Source organism: Scardovia wiggsiae (assembly GCF_051045985.1).
GTDB lineage: Bacteria > Actinomycetota > Actinomycetes > Actinomycetales > Bifidobacteriaceae > Scardovia > Scardovia wiggsiae.
Genome location: NZ_CP157350.1, coordinates 170190 through 189746, shown reverse-complemented (window position 1 = coordinate 189746; position 19557 = coordinate 170190). Strand labels below are relative to the sequence as shown.

The 19557-nt window shown below is 55.9% G+C and carries 16 protein-coding genes; all 16 read right to left on the bottom strand.

The annotated features are described in order from the left end of the window. Positions 1–94: 94 nt before the first annotated feature. Positions 95–2296, bottom strand: coding sequence for a 4-alpha-glucanotransferase (gene malQ / locus ABKA16_RS00705; protein WP_380999689.1), 2202 nt, complete (start codon positions 2294–2296; stop codon positions 95–97). 91 nt (positions 2297–2387) lie between these two features. Further along, the gene (locus ABKA16_RS00700; protein WP_007147718.1) at positions 2388–2978 is read right to left on the bottom strand and encodes a hypothetical protein; all 591 of its coding nucleotides are present in this window, start codon (positions 2976–2978) and stop codon (positions 2388–2390) included. A gap of 33 nt (positions 2979–3011) precedes the next feature. Next, complete coding sequence (locus tag ABKA16_RS00695) at positions 3012–3713, bottom strand: IMPACT family protein (RefSeq protein WP_380999691.1); 702 nt, start codon at positions 3711–3713, stop codon at positions 3012–3014. After that, positions 3688–5169 (bottom strand): Mbeg1-like protein, encoded by a 1482-nt coding sequence (locus ABKA16_RS00690; RefSeq protein WP_380999692.1) that lies wholly within the window; start codon positions 5167–5169, stop codon positions 3688–3690. Before ABKA16_RS00690 ends, ABKA16_RS00695 begins: the two co-directional genes overlap by 26 nt. 80 nt (positions 5170–5249) lie before the next feature. Further along, on the bottom strand, positions 5250–5459 hold the full coding sequence (locus ABKA16_RS00685) for a hypothetical protein (protein WP_421672049.1): 210 nt from the start codon (positions 5457–5459) through the stop codon (positions 5250–5252). Positions 5460–5605: 146 nt separating this feature from the next. Next, positions 5606–6691 carry a tRNA pseudouridine(55) synthase TruB gene (gene truB, locus ABKA16_RS00680; protein ID WP_380999694.1) on the bottom strand — a complete coding sequence of 362 codons (1086 nt, stop codon included), beginning with the start codon at positions 6689–6691 and terminating at the stop codon, positions 5606–5608. Further along, positions 6669–7160: a 30S ribosome-binding factor RbfA gene (gene rbfA, locus ABKA16_RS00675; protein WP_380999695.1), complete on the bottom strand. Its 492-nt coding sequence runs from the start codon at positions 7158–7160 to the stop codon at positions 6669–6671. The genes truB and rbfA overlap by 23 nt, the downstream gene beginning before the upstream one ends. Then, entirely contained in the window at positions 7160–10030 is a 2871-nt protein-coding gene (gene infB, locus ABKA16_RS00670; RefSeq protein WP_380999697.1) for a translation initiation factor IF-2, read from the bottom strand. The genes rbfA and infB overlap by 1 nt, the downstream gene beginning before the upstream one ends. Positions 10031–10377: 347 nt before the next feature. Beyond that, positions 10378–11598 (bottom strand): transcription termination factor NusA, encoded by a 1221-nt coding sequence (gene nusA / locus ABKA16_RS00665; RefSeq protein WP_380999699.1) that lies wholly within the window; start codon positions 11596–11598, stop codon positions 10378–10380. A 280-nt stretch (positions 11599–11878) separates the two neighbouring features. Next, positions 11879–13078, bottom strand: coding sequence for an elongation factor Tu (tuf, locus tag ABKA16_RS00660; RefSeq protein ID WP_007147726.1), 1200 nt, complete (start codon positions 13076–13078; stop codon positions 11879–11881). Between the two features lie 281 nt (positions 13079–13359). Next, a complete protein-coding gene (fusA, locus tag ABKA16_RS00655; protein ID WP_380999701.1) occupies positions 13360–15492 on the bottom strand; it encodes an elongation factor G in 2133 nt (710 codons plus the stop codon). Between the two features lie 71 nt (positions 15493–15563). Then, a complete protein-coding gene (rpsG, locus tag ABKA16_RS00650) occupies positions 15564–16034 on the bottom strand; it encodes a 30S ribosomal protein S7 (protein ID WP_006292609.1) in 471 nt (156 codons plus the stop codon). 2 nt (positions 16035–16036) lie between these two features. Continuing rightward, entirely contained in the window at positions 16037–16408 is a 372-nt protein-coding gene (gene rpsL, locus ABKA16_RS00645; protein WP_007147728.1) for a 30S ribosomal protein S12, read from the bottom strand. 367 nt (positions 16409–16775) lie between these two features. Further along, positions 16776–17066: a F0F1 ATP synthase subunit epsilon gene (locus ABKA16_RS00640; RefSeq protein WP_007147729.1), complete on the bottom strand. Its 291-nt coding sequence runs from the start codon at positions 17064–17066 to the stop codon at positions 16776–16778. After that, positions 17066–18559, bottom strand: a complete 1494-nt coding sequence (gene atpD, locus ABKA16_RS00635; protein WP_380999703.1) for a F0F1 ATP synthase subunit beta — start codon at positions 18557–18559, stop codon at positions 17066–17068. Before atpD ends, ABKA16_RS00640 begins: the two co-directional genes overlap by 1 nt. A 16-nt stretch (positions 18560–18575) precedes the next feature. Beyond that, a complete protein-coding gene (locus ABKA16_RS00630) occupies positions 18576–19556 on the bottom strand; it encodes a F0F1 ATP synthase subunit gamma (RefSeq protein WP_380999705.1) in 981 nt (326 codons plus the stop codon). Position 19557: the final 1 nt, after the last annotated feature.

Sequence of the window (19557 nt, the reverse complement as noted above, 5' to 3'; positions counted from 1 at the left end):
GGAACACAACAATCGTCTATGATAACGCGGCAGGCAGACTAACGCAAACCGGGGTATGTGTGTGCCCCGGTTCTGCGCACACGGCCTGCTTCACTTATTTTCTGCCGTTCATAACATCCGCAAGCGAACGGGTCCGCTGCAGATCGAACAGGTCGTTGAGATACACGGCATGCCCGCTGCTGTCTGCCAGAGGCACACGCCAGTTGGGATACTCATTATCCGTGCCTGGCTGGTTCTGCGCGCGTCTCTCCCCTACTGCATCCACGAGGGCTGCCGCTTTCAGCTTTGACGGCGAATCCAGCAGGGCACGGTGCAATGCCTCTACGACCTGCTGCTCGTATACCTTTATATCCTGCGCATATGCTCTGTCAAGATATCCGTTCTCAACAAGCATGCTGATCACCTGCTTCTGCTCATATTTAGCACTGGCAAGGAAGTGCTCAGGAGGCACTGCGAGAAGCCCCAGCCGCTCCCGGATCCTGGCATGCTCGAAAGCAAGATACCCGGCAGTCGGAGGCATATCATGGGTTGTTACGCTGGCAAGCGCCATTTCACGCCACTGCTGGGGAGGCACGAATTCACCGTCATACTGCTGGTACCATTCGATAACGCATCCCATAAGGCCATGGCTTTTCAGGGAATCCGCCACATAATCCGGCACGACCCCCAGATCTTCGCCCACAACTGTACCGTTCACCCGGCTGGCTTCAAGCGCCAGGATGCCCAGCATAACAGAGGAATCATACTGCACGTATGTGCCTTTATCCGCTGTGTTCCCCTCAGGGATCCACCACAGGCGGAAAAGCCCAAGGATATGGTCTATGCGGACGGCGCCGGCTTTGGCAAACATCCCCGCAACCATATTGCGGTATGTGGAGTAACCGGTCTCCTCAAGATGCACCGGATTGAATGGCGGCTGGCTCCAGTTTTGTCCCTGCTGGTTGAACATATCCGGCGGCGCACCGACAGTAGCGCCCCTGGCAAAACGCTCCGGGTTCCACCATACTTCAGCCCCCTGGGAATGCACACCTACAGCCATGTCACTCATAATGCCGATCTTCATCCCGGCCCTGTGCGATGCCTTCTGGGCTTCTGCCAACTGCTGCGTAGCTATCCATTCCAGCCACATGTAGAATTCAAGCGTATCTGCATATTTTTCGCACAGTTCCCTGATCTCAGGGGAATCTTTGCTGTATTTTTTCTCCCAGCAGCCGGGGTCATCCTCGACAGCGCCCCACTTGTCGTAGGCCAGGCACCATATTGCATATGCCCTGAGGTCCTCGCCTTCATTGGTGCAGTACTGCGTGAACTGTTCCTGGCGGGCCCTGGAACGCGGCGCTTCAAATATTTTCCATAATGCCGGGCGCTTCAGCCTCCACATCGCATCACGGTCGACCCGGTTGGGGTCTTCGTTGAGTTTACGGGCCTGCATATGCAGCTTTTCCACCTCATCAGCATCAGGGGCGGGCAGTGCTGCATACTCTTCGATATTTTCAGGACGTATATATGTAAAGTTGATATACCGCCGGGAAACAGGCAGATACGGGGAAGGTGTAAGCGGAGCAACAGGCTCGGCAGCATGGACAGGGTTGATAAGGATAAAATCAGCACCGGTCTTGCTTTTTGCAGCTGCGAGCATATCGCGCAGATCAGCGAAATCACCAACCCCCCATGAATCCCTGGAGCGCACTGAATACAGCTGCGCCATCCAACCCCACAGGCTTCCGTCTTTCAGAGGGCCAATAAGGTCGATCTTTTCCGGGACACTGATCAGATGGGAATCGATAGTTTTCCTGCCCACAGTTATATGGAGCGTATGATATCCCAGGGGGAGCACGGCAGGGACTACGGCATATGATGTATCAATGAGTTCGCCATCGATCATCCTAGGCTCATCTTCAGGGCTGTATCCCTCTTCGAGAGCAAGCGGTTTGCCGCCGTTGAACTGCGTACCGTCTTCCAGCGTGACCGTAGCCTTAGGGAGCCTTGTGCTGCCATGGTGCAGTTTGACTTTGCTGTCCACACCCTGCACATGCAGGACCGTTGGCCTGACAAGCTGGAGATGTTTGGTACGCCGCTTCTTTTCAAGGGCTTTCAGTGCCTTTGCATCGTCTGACGCATCTACATTGAGCGCCTTGAGTACGGCAATAAGCACCTCATCGCCTATTTCATAGAATTCGCCGTCCTGGCCGGTGTACGCCGTTGCAACACCGTATTCGTGGGCGAGCTGGATAAGCGTACGGCCACTTCGCTCGTCACTTTCCTTCATGAGTTTTGTATTTTTTTTAGTCGCCATATCTTAAGAATAACCCACTTCACCACAGCGACATGCGCACGTTCTAATAATGTTCAATAAGTTTTGCCACAATTAGAGCCCGTACAAACTATCAGGACAGCCTTTTCTGTGCTGCATGGCTGACATCATCGTTCCCGTCATGCGCAAGCGCCCGGACCAGCGTATCCGGGGCATTCGGGTTCAGCGCAACAGCCCTGCGCACCATAGCGGAAAGGATAGCATTATCTTCCGAGCCCTCTTCCGCCCCTAAAGTGCCCAGATACTCAAGCACTTCAGGGTCAGTACGCGGATCCTGCGCACCTTCAAGCCTCATTTTCCATGATGTCTGGGGATTCAGCAATGCCGCCCTGCGGACACTGGCATCGTCATCTTTTGTCAGCCGCCCTGCAAGCCAGTCTTTGACATTGCGGTTGGCCGCAACAGCTGCGCGGACCTGCGGTTCCGGATCACCGGACAGTTTGACCAGGATATTCGGGAATGGCATGGCCTCAGCCAGGAAAGCCCGGTCTTCAACAGGCGTATGGAGGTTGCCGGCCACGGCCTCCAGCAACGCAGTGGCCCTGGAAAAGGCAGCCCCATCGTCCCTGCCGGGCAGCGGCATACGTGCCCGCCTGCTCAGCTCCTGCGAATCATCAGAATGCCGCAGCCGTTCATATGTTACCGTTAAAGTTTCCTGCTCCATATGGCCTCCATCTAATACTGCCCCATTATAACGTTACGCAGGTAGTGTTATGCCGGCAGTGCCTGCGCCGGCCGTTCCTGGCTCTGCCTTGCCGGGAACTTTAATGGGGACTGTGATATAGCTTTCCTCAAGGGTATCAATCGTTACAGCATGGCGGAACGCAGAATCAATACGCCTGCTGAATTCTTCCGTCCGGTCAGATGCAACAGCAAAAACCATGCGCACCTTCTCAGTGAACCTTTCTTCCCGCACGATCCCGCCGGACTGCGTGATACAGTGCTTAAGCTGGCTATAGGAGGGATAATCTATAACTGTTCCATAAACGGCTGCAGGTACCAGCTTCGCAAGCTCGGCCCCTGCCACAGCAGCGGATGCGGCAGAAGAATATGCCCTGATAAGCCCGCCGGAACCGAGAAGGATCCCTCCGAAATACCGGGTGACAGCAATAACGCACCTCGTAAGGCCTGACTGCCGGAGTACATTGAGCACAGGCCTGCCCGCAGTACCGGCAGGCTCGCCGTCGTCGCTCATCCGCTCGTGCGCCTGGCTGCTGTCCCCAACGACCGCAGCATATGCAACATGACGTGCTTTAGGGTTCCGGGACCGGACTGTCTGCACAAAATCAAGCGCCTCTTCCAGCGAACCGGCATGGCATGCCTCACCGATAAACTCCGACTTTTTCTCGGAGTATGTGCCTCTTGCGGGGTTTTCAGGAGCGTTCAGGACTGTCTGCATTCTTATCAGAACCTGATTTGCCGGATCCGTTGTCTGCCCCGTTCCTGCCTCGGAGGGAAGCCAGCGCAGAAGGCACAGCCGGAGGGATAAGAGGCGACATCAGCGAACCGATCATTGACGGGACAAGCAGCCCCATCAGATCCCTTACTATCGCAAAAATCACCGATCTGTCCCGCGGATCGGTATTCCTTACTGCAGTGTATATTTTGGGCCACGCATGCGAAAAATCGCTGCTCAGCTCATTAAGGTCTTCGTACCCGCCGGCACGGATTGCCTCATAAACGCTGCCTACCACCAGCTTGCGGCGGTCCAGCGGGATCTTTTCCAGCCATTGGCTGATGGAAGAATTGATCGATACGGCTGCAGGGTCTGTACTCTCCGCATACTCAAAATCGCCGTCAACAACATTCCAGCTCATACAGTAATGCTGCCGGATCCCGCTGACGCTGCACTTCACAACGGAGTAAGGGGCTTCGGGATTAAGGAGCTGGCCTACCACAGTAAATTCCGGACAGCTTTTATCCTCTTTCCCCTTGATTTCAGCCCACCCTGGATTCCTGAAAAAACTGTCCTGGAACCCCGGGCCATCATGGGAATACACTGCCACTATCCTCTGCCTGATCCCGGGATCTGCGAGGGTACTTGAGTATACCGCCAGATTCCCTCCTTTGGAATGCCCGCCGACGCGCAGAGGCCGCCCTGACTGTGCGGCAACAGCTTCAAGATACTCATATGCTTCAGTCTGGGAGGGGATAACGGCATGATACGTCATCTCGAAGTCTTCCTTCCACCCCAGGATATTTGCCTCTGTACCGCGGAATGCAATATATTCCGTACCGTCGGGGAGGAGGAAGGTCACAGCGCCGAACTGCTGTTCTTCGCCGTTGACAGAATTCTGGTTCTGGATATACTGCCCTACCTGGATGCCGCGATACCGCGGGGATTCACATACTGCGCGCAGAAGCTGGAGGTCCTCATTATCAGGGCCGGCATCATCAAACATTTCAGCATAATCTTCAGCCCGCAGGACATCAGCGAGGGGTATAAAACGCTCGGCATCTCCGGGATATGAAGGCCCGGCCAGTCCATCGCCGCGCCCATCTGTACCGGATCTGCTGCCGTGCACTAGAGCCTTCAGCCATGCAGCAGCCTTCTTTCCCTGACGGACGAACCAGTTGCCGCGGGTCTCGATACGGGCTTCGGCATCAGCAGATGGGCGGCCTGACGGGCCCGCATGGGGCGGCGTCATATTATCCGTATCATCTGAGAGGGCAGCTTCACCTTTCCCGGGATTTGCATATGCTGCGCCGCTGAACCGGGAAAAGTACAGGCGCGGGACATCCCCCTTCATATGCACATAAGCCAAGCATGACAGGACAAGGGAATCTACCCTTGAGAAGGGGCGCACATCGAAAGTATCGAACATCGTCTGCGCATAAGTAAGGATATTTGGCATGCTGCCTCCATAGCCCTGCTGTCTTCTGCCGTCAGCTTTCTTTTATCTGTCCGCACGGCCATCCGCTAATCTTCCAGCGTTTACTTAAGTTTTTCAGTAATATTATCGATAACAGAATCAGCCTGGTCGGGCAAAATATCTTTTGCCTTCCGGGCAAGCCCCCCAACATCGGCATTTTTCACAGCCTCTCTGGCTTTATCGGCCAGTTCGCCTGCATTGACATTGCCAAGATCAATACCGGCAAGCTTCTCAGCCTGTTCTTTCATTGAACCCAAAATATCGTCCATCATTTCCTCACTGTTTTCTGTTATAAAGGTGTTTCTGTTATAGATATGCTTTCTGCGCGGAATGGTGCCCAGCCTCAAGAGGCATGGCATAAGCCTTCCCCTGCGCAAAAAGCTGACTCAGATATTGTATCAGCTGCACGCCACGGGTGCTATGCAATAAAAACGGCAGCAGGTTTGGCAGTACGATGTTTCCACGGTTCCACAAGCGCAATAAGTTCGTGCGAATCGGTGTTCACAGCCGCTGTGAGAGACGTGATATGCGCAGGAATCATCCCTCCGTGGCGGAGTATTTCGGTATCGGCATCAGATATTGCCAGTACGGGCATCGCCAGTGCAGCCGCTTCAGCGGGGGAATACAGGCAGTGCTGAAGCCTGCGCTGCACATTGTCAGGGAAAGCTGCCCTGTTCCGGACCGCCGTGCCCCCGTCGCGTGCCGTAAAAACCTGTTTTTCAGCCACAGCAGGGATGGCAGGCCTCACAGGCTGGTATGCCTGCGCGGCATCCAGCGCAAATTTCCCGACCCGTATGCGCCTCAGCATAGTCAGATGGGCGCCGTTACTGAGGATCGCGCCCAGATCGCGGGCGACAGCACGGATATATGTCCCCGAAGAGCATGTGATATGAGCGTGGATATCTATTACAGCCCTAGCAGCGTATTCGGCAGGGCTGCGGGAGCCATCAGGACTGCTGCTGCCATCCTGCCGGATCTTCCGGCGGACAATACTGTCAACTGTAAAATCAGATATAGTGACTGTGCGTGCAGCCAGCTCGGCCGGCCTGCCTTCACGGGCTAGATCATAAGCACGCCTTCCGTTGACTTTCACCGCAGAAAATGCGCTGGGGACCTGCCTGATAGTCCCTGTCAGGCTGCGGGCAGCAGCGTATATCTGCCCGTCCGAAACAGCTGACGTATCATATTCCCGGGTAATACTGCCTTCAGCATCGTCAGTCGCTGTGGACTGCCCCAGCCGGATCACTGTTTCATACGTTTTATCAGCACCAGTGATCACATTGAGCAGGCGGGTTGCCTTACCGAAACCAATAACAAGGGCACCGGTAGCCATGGGGTCAAGAGTGCCCGCATGCCCCACCTTTTTCATATGGAGCAGCTTACGGGCAGCCGCAACAACATCATGGCTGGTGACACCCTGCGGTTTGTCAACAACGAAAACACCGGAAGAAGGGATGCTGTCCGCAGGATCCGCTGCAGCATCAGTGGTCAAAACCGCTGCCATCCTGCACTGTTTCATCCCCGTTCGGCCCGTTATCAGTACTGCCGTGCCTGTAGGGGTCTTCCTCGCCTGCATAGCGGGCATTTTCACGCAGCCTGGCAAGCTGCTCGTCACGATGGCGGGCAACAACCATAATATCTTCAACGGCGGTTGCATGGGCAGGGACTTCATCATACACGAATTCCAGCTGGGGGGTCAGGCGCAGCCCTGTTGAACGCCCGACCAGCGTCCGCAGATGGCCTGTTGCCTGCCGGAGGGCCTGCGCCGCACGTTTGCGTTCGCCCTGGGCATGCCCCGGGTCTCCAAGCTGCGTCCAGAAAATACGTGCAATCTGCATATCGTTCGTTACACGGACTTCTGTAACAGTAACGCTTTTCAGGCGCGGGTCATGCAGGCCGGTAGACAGTGCTGTAGCAATAACACGCTGGATAACGGCTGCAATACGCGCTGAACGGGGATTGGTTTTTGCCATTACTGCCGCTCAACTTCCCGCATCTCGAAGGTCTCAATAATATCGCCGATCTCGATATCGTTGAACGACCCGAGATTGATACCGGCCTCATACCCTTCAGAGACTTCCTGCACATCATCCTTGAAACGGCGCAGGCCGGCGATCTCAAGGTCATTGACTGTGACGATCCCGCTGCGCATAATGCGTGCCTTCGTGCCGCGCCTGACTGTCCCGTCTTCCACCATAACGCCGGCAATATTGCCAAACTTGGACGAACGGAATATTTCGCGGATCTCGCTGTGCGAAGTGACTGCCTCTTCATACTCAGGCTTGAGCATGCCTTTAAGGGATGCTTCGATCTCTTCAATAGCCTGGTAGATCACAGAGTAGTACCGGATGTCAACACCCTCATGCTCAGCAAGGTCAGCGACCTGCCTGCTCGGGCGCACATTGAAACCGATGATAACAGCCTTATCGACAGTCGCCAGATTGACATCATTCTGAGTGATGGCGCCGACCCCGCGGTGTATGACTTGGATGCCCACTTCATCAGAGACTTCAATCTTCATCAGGGAGTCTTCCAGTGCTTCCACGGAACCTGAGGAATCGCCCTTGATAATAACGTTGAGCATATCGATTTCAGATTTGGCAAACTGCTCTTTGAGGTTCTCAAGGGATACGCGCTTATGGCGCCGGGCCAGCTGTGCCGCACGCTCCGCAGCTTCACGCTTTTCAGCGATCTGACGGGCAGAACGGTCATCCGGGGCGACCAGGAATACATCGCCGGCTGACGGTACGGAAGTAAGGCCGAGCACCGCTACAGGCGTCGACGGCTCTGCATTCTTCACATTACCGCCATTCTCATCAAGCATCGCGCGCACGCGGCCGTATGAAGTGCCTGCAACAATAGCATCGCCGACATGAAGTGTACCCTGCTGGACCAGGACGGTAGCAACTGCGCCGCGCCCCTTGTCAAGCCTTGCTTCCACTGTTGCACCGCGCGCATCGGTATCCGGGTTGGCCCGCAGGTCAAGGGTTGCGTCGGCCGTAAGGAGCACAGCCTCAAGCAGCTTATCGATATTGGTGCCCTGCTTCGCGGATATATCAACGAACATGGTATCGCCGCCGTACTCTTCAGGTACGAGTCCGTACTCAGTGAGCTGCCCGCGGACTTTATCAGGATTGGCGCCCTCAATATCAATCTTATTGACTGCTACCACAATAGGCACATGTGCTGCCTGCGCATGGTTGATAGCTTCCACTGTCTGGGGCATCACACCGTCATCGGCTGCTACCACAAGGATTGCAACATCTGTGAGTTCCGCACCGCGGGCACGCATGGCGGTAAACGCTTCATGGCCCGGGGTATCAAGGAAAGTGATGCGGCGGTCTATATCATTGAGCTCAACATGTATCTGATATGCGCCAATGCGCTGCGTGATGCCGCCAGCCTCATGGCTTGACACATTCGTCTGCCGGATCGTATCCAGAAGCCGCGTTTTACCATGGTCAACATGCCCCATAACAGTTACGACCGGAGGCCGCGGGACAAGGTCTTCCTCGTCCTCTTCCTGGTCAAGGTCAATATCGAACTGCTGCAGGAGGGCCTTATCCTCTTCTTCGGCAGACACTATCTGGATATCCCAGCCGATCTCCTCCCCAAGGATCTTGAAGGTAGATTCGTCAAGGGACTGCGTAGCTGTAGCCATTTCCCCCAGATGGAACAGGACGGTGACCAGTGATGCCGTAGCTACATTGATCTTGTCTGCCAGATCAGACAGCGTAGCGCCCTGCTGGAGGCGGACTGCCTGCCCGTTGCCGGAGGGGATGCGTACGCCGCCGATAACAGGTGCCTGCATCTCCTCGTATTCCTGGCGCTGACGCTGGCGCGCCGCCTTGCGGGCTTTTGAAGATTTCCCGCCCTGGCGCCCGAAAGCACCGGCAGCACCGCCACGCCCGCGGCCGCGGCCGGCCGGTCCGCGTGAAGGCATGACTGCGCCTGGCCCGTTCTGCGGCCTCTGGCCATTCATGCCTGGGGCGCCGAAACGGCCTGGCCGTGAAGAACTGCCGGTGCTGTACCCTGCACCCTGTGACGGGCGCCCGCCGCGGGAATTCCGCGGCTGCCCGGACCGTGCGCCGGAACGCCCCTGCTGCGAGCCATTGCGGCCGGGCTGCTGGCCGGTACGCCCGCCGCGCCCGCGCCCTCCGCGGCCTTCTGCCCCGGAGGCCCCTGGGCGGTTCATCGGATGCGGCCGCGGGATATCCCCCGGAGTGGGGGCACCCATATGCTGCCTGCTCATAAACGGATTATTCCCGGGGCGGGGGGCTCCCGGTTTACGCTGATGCGGCGTCGGGACAGGGACGCCTGCTGCAGCCGGGGCACCCTTCGCATCGCCCGGGCTCTTCCCCTGGGCGTTCTGTTTCTTTCCTGGAGTACCCGGCTTACGGGACGAAGGTGCCGGGCTGCCGCTGGCTGCCGCCTGCGTCCTGCCGGTACCCTTCTCCGGGCTGACATCACCTTGCGCACTGCCGGCAGGCCCTGGCGCAGCCTTCCCGGCTGCAGCAGAAGTGTCCCCTGAGGCTCCGGGCTTTGTAGCGCCTGGCTGGGCCGCCGACGGGCTGCTGCTGTCCTTCGCAACCTTTCCAGCATCTCTGCCTGCACTGTTGCCTGGCTTCCCCGCCTGCTGCCTGTCAGCCTGCGAAGGGATACCTTCAGATTCGGTGTCCTGCCCTGCCGCTGCAAACGCATTGCGTATCTTGCGGGCGACTGGAGGCTCAACTGTTGATGAAGCTGATTTGACGAACTCGCCCATTTCCTTGAGCTTGTTCAAAACGTCTTTGCTACCTATGCCAAGTTCCTTGGCTAAATCGTACACGCGTGCTTTAGGCACTCATATCTCCTATCTATGGCCGCGCGCACGTTGGCACGGCTTATATGATACGGGTTGTCGATTTCCGTCTCATCGTGCGACCATATCTTTTTACCTTAACTTTCTGGCGCTTTAGCCTTACCAGAGTTTAACTCTACAGTATCCCATAGATGAAAGCTATGGTAAACCATGCGTACTGTACCCTATGATGCCGCCAGGGGGATACCTGTCTGTCGCTGCACCGGTCCGCAGAGCCGCAAGCCATGGAGGAGTACAGGATGCGCAGGGCCATCGGCCGCACAGAACGGTGCAAAGCATCCTGGATGAAACCCAACGTCAACGGGGGATCCGGCGATATCTCCGCCTATCTACTCCGCAGGCGCCTCCTCAGCGGTCGAAGCTGCAGTTGCCTTATTGCCTGGAGTCTCGCCAGCAGGAGGGTTACCAGTTTCCTCCTGAGCAGCTTCAGATACGGGGCTGCCCCCATTCCCTGAGACAGAAGCAGAAGCATCGGCCTCTCCGTTTTCTGCGGCGGCAGGGGTGGCCTCACCAGCCTCTGTGTTCTCACCGCTTTCACTGCTTTTCTGGGCTGCAGCCTCATACGATTCCACACCGATCTTCCATCCCGTCAGTTTTGCTGCCAGGCGGGCATTCTGTCCTTCTTTGCCGATGGCGAGCGAAAGCTGGTCATTGTGGATAAGGGCAACGGCTGTTTTAGTCTTCTCACTGACCACAGTGATCCGTACCGCGTGGGCCGGAGAAAGTGCAGCCCCAACGAATTTTGCGGGGTCTTCGGACCAGTCAACGATATCTATCTTTTCCTCGCCGAGATTTTCCATAACAGCACGCACCCTTTGCCCGGCAGGCCCGATCAGCGAGCCTTTCGGATTCACGCCCTGTGCATTCGCCCGGACAGCAATCTTAGTACGCTCCCCCGCTTCGCGGGCAATAGACATGATCTGCACTGCACCCGTAACAAGTTCAGGCACTTCACGCTCAAAAAGCCGGCGGACCAGCTCCGGATGCGAGCGGGATACAATGATCTCCGGCCCCTTAAGCCCGCGGTTCACACTGACGACATAGACGCGGACACGCTCCCCGTGCCGGAACCTTTCTCCTGGAACCTGCTCACGGCGGGGAAGGATAGCTTCCACGTCACCTACTGCAATATGCAGATTACCGCGGTCACTGCTGTCCTGCTGGACTACCCCTGTAATCAGTTTGCCCTTCTGCCCGGCAAAGGCGCCAAAAATCTTATCATCCGCAGCTTTACGGAAAAGCGCTGTGATCACCTGGCGGGCAATATAAGCTGCCTGCCTGCCGAAATCGCTTGGGGTATCATCATACTCATCGCTGAGTTTCGGGACCGGATGAGGGTCAGCTTCGGTAGGCTCCTGAGGGATCTCGTTCTGCGCCCAAATCGTGAATGATCCGCCGCGTTCATCAAGTTCTACGCGGGCGTGCTTTGCTGCATGGGGCGTTTTTAAGTATGCAAGCCTCAGCGCTTCTGCCAGCGAAGCATCAAGACGCTCTGCGTCGATGCCCTGCTCTGCAGCGACACGGTGCATACCTGCGATATCAAGGTTCATAATCGATCCCTCTTTCACTTTCATTACACGTATTTAGTTGTTCTTAAGTTTTCTGCCCTCAGCCCCGGACACCTCACATCTGACGATGTGCAGGCGGCCCGGAACGCCTAGTGCTGTTGAAATTGTAGCAATTCAAGCAGACAGCCTTTGCCGGAAATAGCCTTACAGGAACCTGAAAAGGCAGGAGGAAATGTCCTGCAGCTGCGGCGCCTCCGGGGAACAGGAAGGCCCGTACCTCAAAGGTACGGGCCTTCTTTTACCTGTTAAAGTGTAAATAATCCTACTCAAGGATCTTGGTTACACGGCCGGAACCAACAGTACGGCCGCCTTCACGAACTGCGAAGGTAAGGCCCTCTTCCATAGCGATTGGCTGGAGGAGCTGTACAGTGAAGGTTGCGTGATCACCAGGCTGGACCATCTCAACGCCGTCAGGCAGGGAGATGATACCGGTCACGTCAGTTGTACGGAAGTAGAACTGAGGACGGTAGTTGGAGAAGAATGGCGTATGACGGCCGCCTTCATCCTTGGTCAGAACGTAAACTTCACCCTCGAACTTGGTATGGGGGGTTACGCTGCCCGGAGCTGCAACAACCTGGCCACGCTCGACATCTTCACGGCCGAGCCCACGGAGGAGAAGGCCGGTGTTATCGCCGGCTTCAGCTTCGTCCATCTGCTTGTGGAAGGTCTCGATAGAAGTTACAGTCGTGGTCTGGGTGTCGCGAAGGCCAACGATCTCGACAGGGGTGTTGACCGCCAGACGGCCACGCTCTACACGGCCGGTAACAACAGTACCGCGGCCGGAGATGGTGAATACATCTTCGATAGGCATAAGGAATGGCTTATCAAGATCGTGGACCGGCGTCGGGATGTACTCGTCAACGGTGTCCATGAGCTCTTTAACAGTCTTGGCCCACTTGTCATGGTCCGGAGCATCATCATGGAGTGCACCGTATGCAGAAGTACGGATGATCGGGGCATCGCGGTCGAAGCCGTTCTCATCAAGGAGATCACGGACTTCTTCTTCAACGAGCTCAATAAGCTCATCATCTTCTACCATATCGCACTTGTTGAGCGCAACGAGGATCTTCGGCACGCCGACCTGCTTGGCGAGCAGTACATGCTCGCGGGTCTGTGCCATAGGGCCGTCGGTTGCAGCCACAACGAGGATAGCGCCGTCCATCTGGGCAGCACCGGTGATCATGTTCTTCACATAATCAGCGTGCCCTGGAGCGTCAACGTGTGCATAGTGGCGCTTCTCAGTCTGATACTCGATGTGAGCAATGTTAATAGTGATACCGCGCTCTTTTTCTTCAGGGGCGGCGTCGATCTGATCAAAGTCATACTTAGGGTTCAGATCTGGGTACTCTTCATGAAGTACCTTGGAAATAGCCGCCGTAAGGGTCGTCTTACCGTGATCAACGTGACCAATGGTACCGATGTTGACGTGCGGCTTAGTGCGTTCGTACTTGGCCTTTGCCATAAATTGTCCTCCTGGACGTCTCGTAGTTTATCCTGCTGCCTTTTCAAGCATTGCTGCCTCTCAGGCTCGCAGGCCACTCGCTACATATTACCTGTTTTTGGGTTAGTTGTCACTTCGTGTCCCCGACCCGAGCAAACATAACTATCTTAATGTTTGCATAAGACCAAGCGGGTGCGAAGCGTTTCACATTTCTTGGATGTGCTGCTGTCCCTATTGGCGCCGGTCCTGTGCAGCAGAGCCCACCCTGCTGCACATCCCCGGCAGGCTGCAGCTGAGAGAGGCTACTCGCCCCTCTGCGCCTTGATGATCTCTTCGGAGACCGACTTCGGGACCTCAGCATAAGAATCCATCTGCATGCTGTATACTGCACGGCCCTGTGTCCGTGAGCGGAGATCGCCGATATACCCGAACATCTCAGACAGCGGGACCTTGGCATCCACGACCTTGACACCTGTGGCGTCGGTCATGGACAGGATGTTCCCGCGCCGGGAATTCAGATCGCCGATCACATCGCCCATATACTCTTCAGGGGTACGCACCTCAACAGCCATAATGGGCTCAAGGATAACAGGGCTTGCCTTAGGGGCACCTTCCTTGAAAGCCATGGAACCGGCAATCTTGAAGGCCATTTCGGAAGAATCGACCTCGTGCATCTGGCCGTCAATGAGCTCGGCACGCACGCCAACTACAGGATAGCCGGCAAGGATACCGGATTCCATAGCTTCCTGGATGCCGGCATCTACAGAAGGTATGAACTCCTTGCTGATATGGCCGCCAGTGACCTGGTTGTCGAACTCGTAATTGCTGCCTTCAGCCGTATCCAGAGGAAGAAGGTTGATAAGCACCTTGGCGAACTGGCCGGAACCGCCGGTCTGCTTCTTATGGGTGTATTCAACATTCATCACAGGCTTGCGGATCGTCTCGCGGTAGGAGACCTGCGGGTTGCCGACGTTGCACTCAACATGGAACTCGCGGCGCATGCGGTCAATAAGGATGTCGAGCTGGAGCTCGCCCATGCCCGCAATAAGCGTCTGGCCTGATTCTTCGTCAGTTGTCACCTGGAAGGTAGGGTCTTCATCAGACAGGCGCTGCAGGGCAATGCCCATCTTCTCCTGATCGGCCTTGGTCTTAGGCTCGACTGCCACCTGGATAACAGGCTCCGGGAAGCTCATGGATTCAAGGACCACAGGGTTCTTTTCATCGCAGAGCGTATCACCGGTAGTGATGTTCTTCAGGCCGATAAATGCGTAAATGTTACCGGCGGAAGCCACATCTACAGGCTCTTCCTTGTTGGAATGCATCTGGAACAGCTTGCCTACGCGCTCACGCTTGTCTTTGGTGGCGTTAAGGATGCTGTCGCCGGGATGGATCTCACCGGAATATACGCGCACATAGACAAGCTTGCCGTAGAACGGATGCGCGGCTATCTTGAAGGCAAGTGCGGCAAACGGCTCACCTGCGCTGGGCTTGCGGTCGATCTCAATAGCCTCATCGTGGATATCATACCCCTTGATTGCGGGGACATCTTCAGGGCTCGGCAGGAAGTCCACAACGCCGTCAAGCATTGGCTGGACACCCTTATCCTTGAATGCCGAGCCGCAATATACCGGATAGGCTTCTGAGCGGACCGTGAGTTCGCGGATACCGGAACGGATCTCTTCCTCGGTAAGCTCACCGGCTTCGAGATACTTTTCCATCAGGGCATCATTGGCTTCAGCCGCCGATTCCATGAGTTCTGTACGGTACTCTTCGGCACGGTCCCTGAGCTCTTCAGGGATATCTACAGTGTCGTAGTGCGCGCCCAGGTCAGAGGTATCGTTCCACACATAAGCGACCATACGGACCAGATCGACAACACCGGTAAAGGTATTCTCTGCGCCGATAGGCAGCTGCATGACGAGCGGCTTGGCTTTAAGCTTTTCCTTGATGGTATCTACCGAATAATAGAAATCTGCACCGAGCTTATCCATCTTATTGATGAAGCAGATACGTGGAACGTTGTATTTATCAGCCTGGCGCCACACAGTTTCAGACTGCGGCTCCACGCCTTCCTTACCATCGAAGACTGCTACTGCACCATCAAGGACGCGCAGCGAACGCTCCACCTCAGCGGTGAAGTCCACGTGCCCCGGAGTATCAATGATGTTGATCTGATAGCTGTCCTTCGTGTCATGTGACTGGCGGTTCCAGAAACAGGTGATAGCAGCGGAAGTAATAGTGATGCCGCGCTCCTTTTCCTGATCCATCCAGTCCATAGTCGAGGCGCCATCATGGGTTTCACCGATCTTGTAATTCACACCGGTGTAATACAGTATTCGCTCAGTTGTCGTCGTTTTACCGGCATCAATGTGAGCCATGATACCGATATTGCGCACATGGGCGAGATCTTTAAGCACTCCTTGTGCTTCTGCCATATTTACCTAACTTTCGTAAAACTTTTAGCTGGGATCTGCTGCAGGCCTGTATCCCAGGCCCGCAGGCACAACTACCAGCGGTAGTGGGCGAAGGCCTTGTTGGCCTCAGCCATCTTGTGGGTATCTTCGCGGCGCTTCACCGATGCGCCAAGCCCGTTGGACGCATCCATGATCTCATTAGCCAGACGCTCGGCCATGGTCTTTTCGCGGCGTGCGCGGGAGAAATCCGTGAGCCAGCGGAGGGCAAGCGTATTAGCACGTGCAGGCTTGACTTCCACAGGCACCTGGTACGTTGCGCCGCCAACGCGGCGGGAACGGACTTCAAGGCTTGGGCGGATGTTGTCAAGCGCGCGCTTGAGCACGGCAACAGGTTCCTGGTCAGTTTTTTCCTTTACCTGTTCCAGGGCTGTATACACAATGTTTTCAGCGATGGATTTCTTGCCGTCAAGAAGAATTTTATTGATAAGCTGAGCTACTACTGTCGAACCGTAGATAGGATCTGGCAGGAGCTGGCGCTTTTTTGCGGGTCCTTTACGTGACATATTTACTTAGCCCTCTTTGCTCCGTACAGGGAACGCCCCTGCTTGCGGTCTTTTACACCCTGGGTATCAAGGGCGCCACGCACAATGTGGTAGCGCACACCAGGAAGGTCCTTTACACGGCCGCCGCGCACAAGCACGATGGAGTGCTCCTGCAGGTTGTGGCCTTCGCCTGGGATATACGCGGTAACTTCCACGCCAGAGCTCAGGCGCACACGGGCGACCTTACGCAAAGCCGAATTCGGCTTCTTTGGGGTCGTGGTATACACACGGGTGCACACGCCGCGGCGCAGCGGGCTGCCCTTTAACGCCAAAACCTTTGACTTTTTCGGTTTCGGCTTGCGTCCTTTGCGGACCAGCTGTTCTATAGTAGGCAACTGTTTTCTCCGATTTCTAAATTCATTCTTTCGCGTGGCCGCCACACTGCAGCACACACACATAATAAAACCGCACTCCTGGACTGGATCAGCCCAGACATATGCGGCCTTCAGGATCATACGTGAAAGCCACAGTCCACCGGCCCGATGGCCCCGCCCTCAGCACACACCTGTTGCGAGGCTGCTTCATCAGGCCAGGGGATGCCCCGCTGCCGCATACCTTAACATAGGCATGCCAGCGGCACACACAAAAAGTAACTATATGACAGTCCTGAGACAAGCTGTAAACCAGCAGCCGGCCTTTACCTCTCAATCATCCAGCCGCGTGCAGGCCCCTGCACACTGCCGGCACCCTGCAGCCCCTGCGCTATGCAGCGGCGCTTTCGTCGTCTGTGCTGTGTTCCACAGCAACAGTGAGGCGGTTATCATCGAAAGACACGAAGCCGTCCCGGACTGTAAAACGGTGGCTTTTCCCGTCAGTATCAGTGACCGTGATCGGACCGTCGCTCAGGATCGACAGGATAGGCTCATGGTTAGGGAGTATGCCCATACCTCCGCTTGTGGCGGGCAGCGACACATACGTAGCGTCCCCCGACCATACAGGATGGTCGGAAGCCGCTATATTCACCCTGATCACAGGTTCAGTGCTGCTGGCCATTATTTGCCCAGCTCTTTCTGAAGGTCATGCCACTTGCGCTCGAGGTCCTCAATACCGCCGATACCGGAGAACGCCTGCTCGGGGACATTGTCATAGACGCCGTCGCAGATGCGGGTAAATGCTTCGATCGTTTCATCAGCTGGGACATATGAACCTGGGCGCCCGGTGAACTTTTCTGCCACATAGAAGTTCTGCCCGAGGAACTGCTCAATGCGGCGGGCACGGGCAACTGTGGTCTTGTCTTCTTCGCCAAGCTCATCAATACCAATCAGGGCGATGATGTCCTGAAGCTCCTTATTGCGCTGGAGGATAGCTTTCACGCGGTTGGCGCATTCGTAATGCGTCTGCCCAACATAGCGCGGGTCAAGGATGCGGGATGTAGAGGACAGCGGGTCCACAGCCGGATAGATACCTTTGGATGCGATATCGCGCGAAAGCTCGGTGGTGGCATCCAGATGCGCGAATGTTGTTGCAGGGGCCGGATCGGTATAATCGTCCGCAGGCACATATATAGCTTGGAGCGATGTGATCGAATGCCCCCGCGTAGATGTGATGCGTTCCTGCAGGGCCCCCATTTCATCAGCCAGGTTCGGCTGGTATCCCACGGCTGAAGGCATGCGCCCGAGAAGCGTGGATACTTCAGATCCCGCCTGCGTGAAACGGAAGATATTGTCGATGAACAGCAGCACATCCTGGTTCTGGACATCGCGGAAGTACTCAGCCATGGTCAGGGCTGTCAGAGGGACACGCAGACGGGTCCCCGGAGGTTCGTCCATCTGCCCGAACACAAGCGCAGTCTTCTCCAGGACGCCTGCATCCTCCATCTCGCCAATCAGGTCGTTGCCTTCACGGGTACGCTCGCCGACACCGGCGAATACTGATACGCCGCCATGGTTCTGCGCTACCCGCTGGATCATTTCCTGGATAAGCACGGTCTTGCCCACGCCGGCGCCGCCGAACAGGCCGATCTTTCCGCCCTGTACATAAGGGGTGAGCAGGTCGATCACCTTGATGCCGGTCTCGAACATTTCTGTTTTTGATTCGAGCTGGTCGAAAGGCGGGGCTGAACGATGGATAGGCCAGCGCTCCTTTACAGTAAGCGCTTCGCCTTCCTTACCGTTAAGGATATGTCCCGATACATCAAAAACGTGGCCAAGGGTAATATTGCCTACCGGCACTTCGATCGGCCCGCCGGTATCGGTCACTACAGCGCCGCGCACCAGGCCGTCCGTAGGCTTCAGCGCTACAGCGCGTACAATGGAGTCCCCGAGATGCTGCTCAACTTCCAGCGTGATAGTCGCACTGTTCTCGCCCTCAACTGTCCCTACTGCCGGGATCTCAACAGTAAGCGCATTGTATATATCAGGCATATGCCCGATGGGGAACTCAATATCGATCACTGAGCCCTGTACACGGGTTACACGGCCTTTAACGGCCTCAGATTCATCGATCTTTTCGGCCTCGTTAACCGCAGAAGCATTATTTTGTGGCATTGTGCTCCTATCCTTATTATTTTGTTTCGTTCTTCAGCGCATCCGCGCTGCCGACTATTTCAGTAAGTTCCTGCGTGATCGAAGCCTGGCGTGATGCGTTAAGCTTGCGTGTCAGTTCATCGACCAGTTTTCCGGCGTTATCTGTTGCCGTATGCATCGCATTCTGGCGGCTTGCAGTTTCTGAAGCAGCAGCAGTGAGCAGGCATTCATGGACACGCGACTGCACATATTTCGGCATGATACTGTCCAGTACTTCTTCGGTGCTGGGTTCAAATGAATACAAAGGCGGGGTCGCCAGTACATCATCATCCCCCCGCAGGGCTTTCCCAGGGCTGCCCGTACGGCCCGGCTGACCCTCAGCGGAAGCGCTGTCAGCACTATCATCCCCGCTGTCATCCAATACTTTGACTTCAACAGGGAGCATCCGGAGTATCCGGACTTTCTGCACGACCATATTGATGAATTCAGTGAATACAATATAGAATTCGCTCACGCCGCCGGCAGAAGCGGGGGCCATATATGTGTCGAAAAGCGCTTTGGATATGCGTGCTGCCATTGCTACAGAAGGCGCATCGGATTCGCCTTCCCATGTAGCCGCCACTTCACGGTTGCGGTACTTGTAGTAGTTCACACCCCGGCGCCCATAAACAAACAGCTCAGGTTTCCTGCCGTCAGCCTCAAGGCGGTTCAGCAGCTCCTCCGTTTCCCGGATGATAGAAGATGTATACGCCCCCGCCATGCCGCGGTCTGAGGTAAGCGCCAGCACAGCTACACGCGGATTATCCTCTTTTTTGCCCAGGATGGGGTGCTCAATATTTGTATGGGCTGCCAGTGACCGGACTGCATCATAGATAGCATCAGAAAAAGGCTTCGCAGCAAGCGCCACATCGCGGGTTTTTGCGATGCGCGACGACGCGATCATCTCCTGGGCGTTGAAAATCTTTTTCAGCGACTCAGTAGATGCAATGCGTGATTTAAATGCGAGCTGTGATGCCATA